The 11,028-nt window shown below is 77.3% G+C and carries 13 protein-coding genes; 8 read left to right on the top strand and 5 right to left on the bottom strand.

Going from position 1 to position 11,028, the window contains the following annotated elements:
* Window positions 1-51 precede the first annotated feature (51 nt).
* Complete coding sequence (gene dtd, locus GTR00_RS05735; protein WP_166610674.1) at window positions 52-477, top strand: D-aminoacyl-tRNA deacylase; 426 nt, start codon at window positions 52-54, stop codon at window positions 475-477.
* Here the strand turns inward: dtd and GTR00_RS05730 are convergent.
* Both GTR00_RS05730 and GTR00_RS05725 read right to left on the bottom strand, forming a co-directional pair.
* Window positions 440-1,531, bottom strand: coding sequence for a LacI family DNA-binding transcriptional regulator (locus GTR00_RS05730; RefSeq protein WP_166610673.1), 1,092 nt, complete (start codon window positions 1,529-1,531; stop codon window positions 440-442). The two genes, dtd and GTR00_RS05730, sit on opposite strands and share 38 nt — an antisense overlap.
* Complete coding sequence (locus tag GTR00_RS05725) at window positions 1,528-2,385, bottom strand: class I SAM-dependent methyltransferase (RefSeq protein ID WP_323132239.1); 858 nt, start codon at window positions 2,383-2,385, stop codon at window positions 1,528-1,530. The genes GTR00_RS05730 and GTR00_RS05725 overlap by 4 nt, the downstream gene beginning before the upstream one ends.
* 193 nt (window positions 2,386-2,578) lie before the next feature.
* Between GTR00_RS05725 and mshA the strand changes: the two genes are divergently transcribed.
* Both mshA and GTR00_RS05715 read left to right on the top strand, forming a co-directional pair.
* The gene (gene mshA, locus GTR00_RS05720) at window positions 2,579-3,817 is read left to right on the top strand and encodes a D-inositol-3-phosphate glycosyltransferase (RefSeq protein WP_166610676.1); all 1,239 of its coding nucleotides are present in this window, start codon (window positions 2,579-2,581) and stop codon (window positions 3,815-3,817) included.
* A 70-nt stretch (window positions 3,818-3,887) separates the two neighbouring features.
* Complete coding sequence (locus GTR00_RS05715) at window positions 3,888-4,640, top strand: phosphoglyceromutase (protein ID WP_166610672.1); 753 nt, start codon at window positions 3,888-3,890, stop codon at window positions 4,638-4,640.
* A 19-nt stretch (window positions 4,641-4,659) separates the two neighbouring features.
* On the opposite strand, the gene GTR00_RS05710 is transcribed toward GTR00_RS05715, so the two are convergent.
* Window positions 4,660-5,373: a hypothetical protein gene (locus GTR00_RS05710; RefSeq protein WP_166610671.1), complete on the bottom strand. Its 714-nt coding sequence runs from the start codon at window positions 5,371-5,373 to the stop codon at window positions 4,660-4,662.
* Between the two features lie 42 nt (window positions 5,374-5,415).
* Window positions 5,416-6,090 carry a phosphate signaling complex protein PhoU gene (gene phoU, locus GTR00_RS05705; protein ID WP_166610670.1) on the bottom strand — a complete coding sequence of 225 codons (675 nt, stop codon included), beginning with the start codon at window positions 6,088-6,090 and terminating at the stop codon, window positions 5,416-5,418.
* Window positions 6,091-6,273: 183 nt separating this feature from the next.
* Here phoU and GTR00_RS05700 point away from each other — a divergent pair, with 183 nt between their 5' ends.
* Together GTR00_RS05700 and GTR00_RS05695 are read left to right on the top strand one after the other, a co-directional pair.
* The gene (locus tag GTR00_RS05700) at window positions 6,274-7,569 is read left to right on the top strand and encodes a sensor histidine kinase (protein WP_166610669.1); all 1,296 of its coding nucleotides are present in this window, start codon (window positions 6,274-6,276) and stop codon (window positions 7,567-7,569) included.
* Complete coding sequence (locus GTR00_RS05695) at window positions 7,566-8,246, top strand: winged helix-turn-helix domain-containing protein (protein WP_166610668.1); 681 nt, start codon at window positions 7,566-7,568, stop codon at window positions 8,244-8,246. Before GTR00_RS05700 ends, GTR00_RS05695 begins: the two co-directional genes overlap by 4 nt.
* 49 nt (window positions 8,247-8,295) lie before the next feature.
* Here GTR00_RS05695 and GTR00_RS05690 read toward each other — a convergent pair whose 3' ends face one another.
* On the bottom strand, window positions 8,296-9,048 hold the full coding sequence (locus tag GTR00_RS05690; protein WP_166610667.1) for a hypothetical protein: 753 nt from the start codon (window positions 9,046-9,048) through the stop codon (window positions 8,296-8,298).
* A gap of 304 nt (window positions 9,049-9,352) precedes the next feature.
* Between GTR00_RS05690 and GTR00_RS05685 the strand changes: the two genes are divergently transcribed.
* Genes GTR00_RS05685 through ispF form a run of 3 tightly spaced genes read left to right on the top strand, consistent with a single transcriptional unit; the run spans window position 9,353 to window position 11,024 of the window.
* Complete coding sequence (locus tag GTR00_RS05685; RefSeq protein WP_166610666.1) at window positions 9,353-9,835, top strand: CarD family transcriptional regulator; 483 nt, start codon at window positions 9,353-9,355, stop codon at window positions 9,833-9,835.
* Between the two features lie 47 nt (window positions 9,836-9,882).
* Window positions 9,883-10,518 (top strand): 2-C-methyl-D-erythritol 4-phosphate cytidylyltransferase, encoded by a 636-nt coding sequence (gene ispD, locus GTR00_RS05680; protein ID WP_407659615.1) that lies wholly within the window; start codon window positions 9,883-9,885, stop codon window positions 10,516-10,518.
* On the top strand, window positions 10,515-11,024 hold the full coding sequence (gene ispF, locus GTR00_RS05675) for a 2-C-methyl-D-erythritol 2,4-cyclodiphosphate synthase (RefSeq protein WP_166610665.1): 510 nt from the start codon (window positions 10,515-10,517) through the stop codon (window positions 11,022-11,024). Before ispD ends, ispF begins: the two co-directional genes overlap by 4 nt.
* Window positions 11,025-11,028 lie beyond the last annotated feature (4 nt).

The raw sequence follows: 11,028 nt of genomic DNA, 5'->3' as shown, positions 1-11,028 counted from the left end.
CACCCGCCCCACCGCCCCTGCCCGGTGCGCCCCGTGCGGGAGGCTGGGCCCGTGAGAGCCGTCGTGCAGCGCGTCAGCCGGGCCCGGGTCAGCGTCGACGGCGAGGAGGTGGGGGCCCTGGACGGCCCCGGCCTGCTCGTCCTGCTCGGCGTCACGCACGGCGACGGCCCCGAGCAGGTCGAGCGCACCGCCCGCAAGGTCGCCGAGCTGCGGGTGCTGCGCGGGGAGCGCTCCGTGCTGGAGGCCGGCGCCGGCGTCCTGCTCGTCAGCCAGTTCACCCTCTACGGCGACACCCGCAAGGGCCGCCGGCCCACCTGGTCGGCCGCCGCCCCCGGCGAGGTCGCCGAGCCCCTCGTCGAGGCCGTCGCCGCGGCCCTGCGCGAGCGCGGGGTGCCCGTGGCCACCGGCCGCTTCGGCGCCGACATGGCCGTCGAGCTCGTCAACGACGGGCCGGTGACGCTGCTGCTGGAGGCGTGAGCCCCACCCGCGAGCTGTCCCGCACCACCAGCTCGCGCGCGGCCAGCTCCAGCGGCGCCGGCGCCCGCCCGGCCAGCAGGTCCAGCAGCAGCCGCGCCGTGGCGGCGCCGTCGGCCACCACGTCGCGGCGCAGCGCCGTGATCGACGGGTCCGCCAGGCGGCACAGGATCGAGTCCTCCCCGGCCACCACGGCCAGCTCGCCGGGCACCGCCACCCCCAGCCGGCGGCGCTCGGCGACCACCGTGGCCGCCATGACGTCGTTGTCGTAGACCACCGCCGTGGGCGGCTCCGGGCGCGCCAGCAGCGCCCGCGTGGCGTCCAGGCCGCCGCGGGCGGTGTAGTCGGCCACGACGACCTCCTGCGCGCCGCCCAGCGCTGCGGTCGTCACCTCCCGCCACGCCACGTCGCGGCGGCGGGTGTGCCGGAACTGCGAGGGGCCGCTGACGCGCGCCAGGCGCCGGTGGCCCTGCTCCAGCAGGTGCGCCACGACCTCCGCGAACGGCTCGCGCTCGTCCTCCACCGACACCGCCAGCGCCCCGCCGGGGGCCGAGGGCAGCACCTCGTCGGCGCCGCCGCGCACCACGCCGGGCACCCCCAGCTCGGCCACCAGCGCCAGGCGCGGGTCGTCCACGAGCAGGTCGGTGAGCACCACGCCGTCCACGCGCCGCTCGGCCCACCAGCGGCGCAGCACGCCCACGGCGGTGTCCACGTCCGGCACCACCGTCATCAGCAGCGACACCGACTCCGTGGCCAGCACGCCCTCCATGCCGGCCACCAGGCGCATGTAGTACGGCTCCTCGCCCAGCAGCTCCACGTCGCGCGCCACGGCCAGCCCCACGGCGTGCGCGCGGGCGTGCGAGAGGGAGCGCGCGGCCGCGCTGGGCCGCCAGCCCAGCTCGCGCGCGGCGGCCAGGACCCGCTCGCGGGTGGCCGCGGACACGCCCGGCAGGTCGTTCAGGGCGTAGGAGACCGACGCCTTGGACACCCCCGCCACCCGCGCGATGTCGCGGATCGTGGGGCGCGCCCCGCCCGGCGACGGTCGGCTCACGCTCACCCCCCGCTCCCTGCACGGCCGCCCGCGCGGTTGCCGGCGCCGTGCGCAGGATCATGCCGCACCGCGCGGCCGCGGGCGCGCGGCGCGACCGCCCCCCACGCCACGGTCAGCTCGCCCAGGCGCCAGCGCGCCGGGCCGTCGAGCACCGGCCAGTCCCGGCGCAGCGCCCGGCAGGTGGCCAGCCAGCGCTGCCGCGCCCCGAAGGTGCCCTCCGGGGCGGCCCGGGCCCAGGCGTCGTCGGCGGCGCGCAGCAGGTCGTGCACGCCCTCACCGGGCACGTTGCGGTGGATGAGGGCCTTGGGCAGCCGCTCGGCGACCGCGGACGGCTGCGGCAGCCCGCCCAGGCGCACCGAGAGCGTCAGCGACACCGGCCCGCCGGCCTCCAGGGCCACCCAGGTGCTGCGCCGGCCCAGCTCGTCGCAGGTGCCCTCCACGAGCAGCCCGCCGGGCGCCAGCCGCGAGCGCAGCAGCTCCCACGCGGCGGCCACCTCGCCCTCGTCGTACTGGCGCAGCACGTTGAAGGCGCGCACCAGCACCGGGTCCCCGCCGCCGGGCACGGCCAGCTCGAAGCCGCCCACGGCGAAGACCGGCGCGCCGGGCACCCCCGCCAGCGCCGCGCGCGCGGCGGCCACCCGCTCGGGGGAGACCTCCAGGCCCACCACGCGCACGTCCGGGCGCACCCGCCGCAGCCAGCGCTGCAGGTCCGTGACCGTCACCGGCCTGGCGCCGTAGCCGAGGTCGACGACCAGCGGGTCGGCCGCCGCGCGCAGCCGGCGCGCCTGCGTGCCGGCCAGCCAGCGCTCCACGCGCCGCAGCCGGTCGGGGCCGGTGGTGCCGCGCGTGACGGTCCCCACGGGACGTCCGGCCGCGCTGCGGGCAGACTGCTCGCCGGACCGCGCCGCGGCGCGGTCCCCGCTCGTGGGGGGCACCGTCCGACGGTAGCCACCCGTGGCGGGCGTGGTGCGGCGAGGACCGCGGTGGCGGTCGGGACGGGCGGTGGGTGCGTCGGTGGGCAGCTCCGAGGGCGCGGGCGTCGAGCGGGTGGCGATGGTGTCGGTGCACACCTCGCCCCTGGAGCAGCCGGGCACCGGCGACGCCGGCGGCATGAACGTGTACGTGCTGGAGCTGTCGCGCCAGCTGGCCGCGCGCGGCGTGGAGGTGGAGGTGTTCACCCGCCGCACCTCCTCCGAGCAGCCGCCGGTGGTGGCCGCCGGCGACGGGGTGACGGTGCGGCACGTGGCCGCGGGCCCCTACGAGGGGCTGGGCAAGGACGACCTGCCCGGGCAGCTGTGCGCGTTCACGGCCGGGATGCTGCGCACCGGCGCCCGGCACACCGAGGACCACTACGACGTGGTGCACTCGCACTACTGGCTGTCCGGGCAGGTGGGCTGGCTGGCCGCGGACCGCTGGGACGTGCCGCTGGTGCACTCCATGCACACCATGGCCAAGGTCAAGAACGCGCACCTGGCCGCCGGGGACGCGCCCGAGCCGCCCGGGCGGGTCATCGGCGAGGAGCAGGTCGTCGAGGCCGCCGACCGCCTCGTGGCCAACACCACCGCCGAGCGCGACGAGCTGGTGCAGCTGTACGGCGCGGACCCGGCCCGGGTGGCCGTGGTCCCGCCGGGGGTGGACCTGGCGACGTTCTCCCCGGACGGCGGGCGGGCCGCGGCGCGCGCCCGCCTGGGCCTGCCCGCCGACGCCGAGCTGCTGCTGTTCGTGGGGCGCCTGCAGCCGCTGAAGGCCCCCGACGTGCTCGTGGAGGCCGCCGCGCTGCTGCTGCGCGAGCGGCCCGAGCGCCGCTCGCGCCTGCGCGTGCTCGTCCTGGGCGGGCCCAGCGGCTCGGGCACCGCCCACCCGCACGCCCTGACCGACCTGGTGCGCGCGCGCGGCCTGCAGGACGTCGTGCAGGTGCGCCCGCCGGTGCCGCGCCCGGAGCTGGCCGAGCACTACCGCGCCGCCGACGTCGTCGCGGTGCCCTCGCACAACGAGTCCTTCGGGCTGGTGGCGCTGGAGGCGCAGGCGTGCGCGACCCCGGTGGCCGCGGCGGCGGTGGGGGGCCTGCGCACGGCGGTGGCCGACGGGGAGTCCGGGGTGCTGGTGGACTCGCACGACCCGCGCGCGTGGGCCGCGGCGCTGGGCGCGCTGCTGGACGACGCTCCGGGGCGCGAGGCGCTGGGGGCGCGCGCCGCCGAGCGGGCCCGCGCCTTCGGGTGGGCGCGGACCGCCGAGGCGACCCTGGAGGTCTACCGGGCCGCGCGCGCAGCGCGGGCGGCCGGGGGGCGCTGAGCGCCCCGCCCGGGAGCGCCCCGCCCGGGACCGCCCCGAGCGGGCGGGACCCGCTCGGTAGGGTGCGGCCATGAGCGATGCGGCGCACACCCTCGTCCTGTTGCGGCACGGCGAGAGCGAGTGGAACGCCAAGAACCTGTTCACCGGCTGGGTGGACGTGGCGCTGTCGGAGAAGGGCCGCGCGGAGGCCACCCGGGGCGGGCGGCTGCTGACGGAGTCCGGCGTGCTGCCGGACGTGGTGCACACCTCGGTGCTGCGCCGCGCCATCACCACCGCGCACCTGGCGCTGGACGCCGCCGACCGGCACTGGATCGACGTGCGCCGCTCCTGGCGCCTGAACGAGCGCCACTACGGCGCGCTGCAGGGCAAGGACAAGAAGCAGACCCTCGCGGAGTTCGGCGAGGAGCAGTTCATGCTGTGGCGCCGCTCCTACGACGTGCCGCCGCCGGAGATCGAGCTGGGCTCGGAGTTCTCCCAGGACGCCGACCCGCGCTACGCGGGCCTGGGCGCGGACCTGCCGCGCACCGAGTGCCTGGCCGACGTCGTGGAGCGCATGCTGCCGTACTGGCGCGAGGCGGTCGTGCCCGACCTGCGCGCCGGCAAGGTGGTGCTGCTGGCCGCGCACGGCAACTCCCTGCGCGCCCTGGTCAAGCACCTGGACGGCGTCTCCGACGCCGACATCGCGGGCCTGAACATCCCCACCGGCATCCCGCTGGTGTACCGCCTGGACGCCGACCTGCAGCCGGTCGTGCGCGGCGGGCAGTACCTGGACCCGGAGGCCGCCGCCGCGGCCGCTGCCGCGGTCGCCAACCAGGGCCGCTGAGGCCCTCCCGGCCCCGCCCTCAGGCGCCGGCCGCGACGCCCGTCGTCGCGGCCGGCGCCGTCGCCGTGCCCGTGGGGGCGCCGCTCGGGGTGGCCGGGCCGGTGCTCGGGCTCGCGGTGGCGCTCCCGTCGCGGCAGGAGCGCCCCAGCGCGGCCCGCAGGCGCTCCTGCGCGTCGACCACGGCGCCGCCCGCGGCGGGGTCGTCCACCGCGCCCGCGGCGCGGTCCAGCGCGGCCACGGCGGCGGTGAGGTCCGCGGTGGAGCCGCTGCCCGGGTCCAGCTCCCCGGCGGCCAGGGCGAGGCGGCGGTAGTAGTCCAGGACGAGCTGCGCGTCGGCGCGCAGCTCCGGCGGCGCCGCGGCCAGCACGGCCGCGTAGTACGCCGGGCCCTCCGCGGTGGTCACCAGCGCGTAGACGGACTGCGCGCGGGGGTCGCCGCGGTCCACGTCCAGCCGGTCCAGCTCGGTGCTGAGGGCGTCGTCCAGCTCGTCCTGGGCGACCTGCACCGCGGGGCAGTCGAAGGCCGGGGCCGGGGCGGTGGACGTGCTCGCGCTCGCCGCCGGCGAGGACGTGGGTTCCACCGTGGTGGTGGTGGGGGCCGGTGCGGCGGTGCCGCCGTCCGGGCCGGCCCCGGAGCAGCCGGCCGCCAGCGCGGCCGTGCAGGTCAGCGCGGCCGCGCCGGCCAGCGCGGCCGCCGCCGGGCGGGGCCGGCGCCGCCCCCGCCGCGAGTCCACGCCACGACGCTACACCGGCGCCGCCGCCCGGCCCCGGTGCGCTCAGCCGACCAGGGAGTGCCCCTGGGTCTCCTCCGGCTCGTGGGAGCCGGTGACCAGGAAGACGACGTTCTTGGCCACGGAGACGGCGTGGTCCGCGAAGCGCTCGTAGTAGCGGCTGCACAGGGTCAGGTCCACGGCCACCTCGGTGGAGTGCTCGCCGCTGTGCTCCATCAGCTGCGCGAACACGCTGCGGTGCAGGTCGTCCATCTCGTCGTCGTCCGTCTCCAGCTGCGCGGCCATCGCCACGTCGCGCGAGGCGATGACGCTGCCGGCCTTGGTGACGATGCGCTCGGCGACCTGGGCCATCTGCAGGATCGTCGAGCGGTACTCCGCCGGCACGACCTCCTCGGGGTGGCGCAGCCGCGCCAGCTTGGCGACGTGGCGGGCCAGGTCGCCCATGCGCTCCAGGCTGGTGCTCATCCGCAGGGCGGTGACCACCACGCGCAGGTCGGTGGCCACGGGCTGCTGGCGCGCCAGCAGCTGCAGGGAGCGCTCCTCCAGGTCGCGCTGCAGGGAGTCGATGCGCTTGTCCGCGGTGATGACGCTCTCGGCGATCTCGCGGTCGGCGTCCAGCAGCGCCGTCGTGGCGCGGGCCATCGCCGAGCGCGCCAGGTTGGTCATCTCCACCAGGGTGTCGACGAGGTGGACCAGTTCGTCGTGGTAGACGTTGCGCACGATTGCCTCTCCTCGAGCCGGCGGCGGGGGCGCGGTCCCGGAGCCGCGCCGGCCGCCCGTGTCCCGCACGTTCCCAGGCCGCGGTGAACGCCCACCACCCCGGGCGTGAACATCTGGCGCCGCGCCGTGCACCGGCGAGCGCGCGGCGTGGGCGCGTGTCGAGGAGAACCTTAGGCTGGAGGGGTGGTCGGCGACATCTCGAGCAGCATCGCGGCGGCCGCCGGCGTGCTCGCGGGTGCCGCCGGCGTGCTGGCCTTCCGCGTGTCCGACCGCCTGCAGCGCTCCCAGCCGCCGCCCCGCGAGCAGGTGGGGGTGCCGCCGGGCGTCAGCGACGTGCTGATGGCGCTGCGCTCGTCGGCCGTGGTGCTCGACGCCACCGACGAGGTCGTCAAGGCCAGCGCGGCCTCGTACGCCGCCGGGGTGGTCGCCGGCCGCGAGCTGACCGACGCCCAGCTGCGCGAGATGGTGCGCGCCTGCCGGCGCGACGGGCGCCTGCGCGAGATGGAGGTCGACCTGGCGGCCGGGCTGGGCCGCCCGCCGGCGGTGGTGCTGGCCCGCGTCTCGCCGCTGGGCCCGCGCCACGTGCTGCTGCTGCTGGAGGACCGCACGGAGTCGCGGCGGGTGGAGGCGGTGCGCCGCGACTTCGTCGCCAACGTCAGCCACGAGCTGAAGACGCCCGTGGGCGCGCTCTCGCTGCTCTCGGAGGCGGTGGAGGACGCCGCCGACGACCCCGAGGCGGTGCGCCACTTCGCCCGCCGGATGCGCCGGGAGTCCAAGCGGCTCACGCAGCTCGTGCAGGAGATCATCGACCTCTCGCGCCTGCAGGCCGAGGAGAACGTCGTCGAGCCGGCGCTGCTGGGGGTGGACGCGCTGGTCGCCGAGGCCGTGGACCGCAGCAGCTCCGTGGCCCACCAGCGCGAGTCCGAGATCGTGGTGGCCGGCGAGCACGGCGTGACCGTCAACGGCGACCGGGAGCTGCTGGTGACGGCGCTGCGCAACCTCGTGCACAACGCGCTGGCCTACTCCCCGGAGCGCAGCCGCGTCGTGGTGGAGGTGCGCCGGGTGCGCCCGGGCGCCGGCGAGGAGGGCAGCGGCCCGGCCGCGGTGGACATCGCCGTCTCCGACCGCGGGGTGGGCATCAGCCCCGCCGACCTCGAGCGCATCTTCGAGCGCTTCTACCGCGTGGACCCGGCCCGCTCGCGCCTGACGGGCGGCACCGGCCTGGGCCTGTCGATCGTCAAGCACGTCGCCGGCAAGCACGGCGGCGAGGTGCGGGTGTGGAGCGTCGAGGGGGAGGGCTCGACCTTCACCCTGCGCCTGCCGGAGGCCCCGGCGCCCACGCCGGCCGCGGACGCCGCGCCGGTGCCGGCGTCCGCCCCCCACGACCCCCCGCGGCGCGCCCAGCGCGGCGCCGCGGGTCCTTCCCGACGCCCCCCGGGCCACGACCCGGAGGACTCACCCCTGGAGGTTCGACCGTGACGCGCATCCTGGTGGTCGAGGACGAGGAGTCGTTCTCCGACCCGTTGTCCTACCTGCTGCGGCGGGAGGGCTACGACGTCGCCGTGAGCGACACGGGGCCGGCGGCGCTGGAGGAGTTCGACCGCGCGGGGGCGGACCTGGTCCTGCTGGACCTCATGCTGCCGGGCATCCCCGGCACCGAGGTGTGCCGCCAGCTGCGCACCCGCTCCAGCGTGCCGGTCATCATGCTCACCGCGAAGGACTCCGAGATCGACAAGGTCGTGGGCCTGGAGATCGGCGCGGACGACTACGTCACCAAGCCGTACTCCTCGCGCGAGCTGCTGGCCCGCGTGCGCGCGGTGCTGCGCCGCGGCGCGGAGCCGGAGGAGCTGGTGCAGACGACCGTCGAGGCCGGCGGCGTGCGCATGGACGTGGACCGGCACGTGGTGACGGTGCGCGGCGAGCAGGTGCCGCTGCCGCTGAAGGAGTTCGAGCTGCTGGAGATGCTGCTGCGCAACGCCGGGCGGGTGCTGACCCGGGTGCAGCTCATCGACCGGGTGTGGGGCTCGGACTACGTCGGCGACACCAAGACGCTGGACGTCCACGTCAAGCGGCTGCGCGCCAAGATCGAGCCGGACCCCTCCAACCCGCGGCACCTGGTGACGGTGCGGGGCCTGGGCTACAAGTTCGAGGGCTGAGCACCGGGGGCGGTTCGCGCGCCGGCGCGCGAACCGCCCCCGGCCGGTCTCACTGCCCGCCGCTGCCGGCTTCGCCGGTGCCCTCGGCGTCGGCCTGGGTGTCGCCGCCGATCCCGGTGCTGGTGTCGCCCTCGGCGACCTCGGTGGGCGTGGCCTCGGGCTCGCCGCCGGTCTCGTTCTCGCCCTCGTCGTCGGACTGCTGCAGGTTGTCGTCGGTGGCCGGGCCGCAGGCCACGCTGGCGGTGGGGCTCGGCGCGGCACCGGCCGCGGCGGTGGGCGCGGCGGTGGGGGTCAGCGAGGCGTACTCGAAGCAGGGGAGCACGACGGGCGCCTCCACCTGGCTGGTCTCGCTGCCCGCGCGGAAGGTCACCTGCACGGTCTGGCCGGGGTAGACCGGCACCTGCGGGATCTGCATCCAGCCCGCGTCCTGCTCGGGGCCCTCGACGGTCGAGGCGCCCTCGGGGGTGGCCGCGGCGCTGGCGCCGACCTGCAGCACCTGCCCGGCGGGGACGGTGAACGTCTGGCTGGGCGCCTGGCCGGCGTCCACGTCGGCCGAGACGGTCACCGACTCGTCGGTGTCGGAGGAGTTCACGAGGGTCACCGAGACGACGCCGGGCTCGTCGACCCCGGGGGAGACGACGAGGGCGTTGCGCACCTCGACGCCCGCGACGCGGGAGTTCTTGCCGTCGCTGGGGTCGTAGGGGCGCAGGGTGACCGCGGGGGAGAAGACCGTGCAGCCCGCGACGGCCACGGTGCTCGCGGCAGTGACGAGGGCGACGGCGGCGCGCTGGCGGAGCTTCACGCGCTCAGACTACCGGCAGTCGTAGCCGGTGACCCGGGCACGGGTGTCCGCGCGCCGGTCGCGCCCGCGCGGGCCGCCCGCGGGCCCTCCCGGGGCTCCCCCGGCCCTCCCGGAGCGGCCGCGGGAGGGCTGGGCAAGCGTTTGCTCAACGCTGCGCGACGCACGCGTGAAGCACGTCCCCGAAGGTCTGTCAAGGGGGCGCCGGGGCGGCCGCGAGCCCCTGACCTGCGCAAACGCGATCGCGCGGGGTGTTCGGGGCCCCCGTGGCGTGGTAAAGTGGAGTCAGGGAAAGGGGTCACGTTCTATGGCTTTCACGGTCGGCGAAACGGTCGTCTACCCCCACCACGGGGCCGCACTGATCGAGGAGATCAAGACCCGCACCATCAAGGGCGAGGAGAAGCTCTACCTCGTCCTCAAGGTCGCCCAGGGCGACTTGACCATCGAAGTGCCCGCCGAGAACGTCGACCTCGTCGGCGTCCGCGACGTCGTCGGCCGCGAGGGGCTGGACCGCGTCTTCTCGGTCCTGCGCACCCCGTACGCCGAGGAACCGACCAACTGGTCGCGCCGCTACAAGGCGAACCTCGAGAAGCTCGCCTCCGGCGACGTCATCAAGGTCGCCGAGGTCGTGCGCGACCTCTGGCGCCGCGACCAGGACCGCGGTCTGTCGGCCGGCGAGAAGCGCATGCTCGCCAAGGCCCGCCAGATCCTCGTCTCCGAGCTCGCCCTCGCCGAGAACACCAACGAGGACAAGGCCGAGTCCCTCCTGGACGAGGTCCTGGCCTCCTGACCTGCGCGCTCGTCGTCCCGGCCGCAGGCCGGGGCGAACGCCTGGGGGTGGGGCTGCCCAAGGCCCTGGTCCCCGTGGCCGGTGAACCCCTGCTGGTGCACGCCCTCCGGCGCGCCCTCGCGTCCGGCGTCGTCGACGTCGTCGTGGTGGTCGCCCCGGAGGGTGAGCAGCAGCACGTCCGCGACCTGCTGAGCCCCCTCGGGGCGCGCCGGCTGGTCGTCGTCGCCGGGGGCGCCGAGCGGCAGGACTCCGTGCGGTGCGGCCTGGCCGCGCTGCCCGAGGACGTCGACGTCGTGCTCGTGCACGACGCGGCCCGCTGCCTCACACCGCCCGCGGTGTTCCGCGACGTCGTCGCCGCCGTGCGCGCCGGCGCCGTCGCGGTGGTGCCCGCGCTGCCCGTCCCCGACACCGTCAAGCGCGTGGACGCCGCCGGTCGCGTCCTGGAGACCGTGGACCGCCGCGAACTCGTCGCCGTGCAGACCCCCCAGGGCTTTGCGCGCGCCCCGCTGGGCGCCGCCCACGAGGCCGCCGCCGGAGCGGCCCCCGCCACCGACGACGCGGGGATGCTCGAAGCCCTCGGTCACGAGGTCCTCACCGTGGCGGGGCACGACTCCGCCTTCAAGGTCACCCGCCCGGTCGACCTCGTGCTGGCCGAGGCCCTGCTGAGCGGAGGCCGCGCGTGAACGCGCACCCCACCGACCGGAGCGCCTGGCCGCGCGTGGGCACCGGCGTCGACGTGCACCCCCTGCAGCCCGGCCGCGAGTGCCGCGTCGCGGGCCTGCTGTGGCCCGGCGAACCGCTCGGCCCGGCGGGGCACTCCGACGGCGACGTGGCCGCGCACGCCTGCGCCGACGCCCTCTTCGCCGCCGCGGGCCTGGGCGACCTCGGCGCGCACTTCGGCACCTCGCGCCCGGAGTGGGCCGGCGCCTCCGGCGCGCGCCTGCTGGGCGAGGCGGCCCGCCTGGTGCGCGCGGCCGGCTACGAGATCGGCAACGTCTCCGTGCAGGTCGTGGGCAACCGCCCCAGGGTCGGCACCCGCCGCGCCGAGGCCGAGGCGGCGCTGTCGGCCGCGTGCGGGGCGCCGGTCAGCGTGGCCGGCACCACCACCGACGGCCTGGGGCTCACCGGCCGCGGCGAGGGCATCGCCGCCGTCGCCACCGCGCTCGTCGTGCCCGTGCCCCACGCGTGAGCCC

The sequence above is a fragment of the Kineococcus indalonis genome, from assembly GCF_009906395.1.
Taxonomy (GTDB): Bacteria; Actinomycetota; Actinomycetes; order Actinomycetales; family Kineococcaceae; genus Kineococcus; species Kineococcus indalonis.
The sequence above is the reverse complement of the archived record's forward strand: the minus strand, read 5'-3'. Positions and strand labels throughout refer to the sequence as shown.

Bases quoted from the DNA above. Each gene is read 5' to 3' on its own strand.
- mshA (WP_166610676.1), top strand. From the start codon at position 2,579: ATGGTGTCGGTGCACACCTCGCCCCTGGAGCAGCCGGGCACCGGCGAC.
- GTR00_RS05685 (WP_166610666.1), top strand. From the start codon at position 9,353: ATGGCTTTCACGGTCGGCGAAACGGTCGTCTACCCCCACCACGGGGCC.
- GTR00_RS05715 (WP_166610672.1), top strand. From the start codon at position 3,888: ATGAGCGATGCGGCGCACACCCTCGTCCTGTTGCGGCACGGCGAGAGC.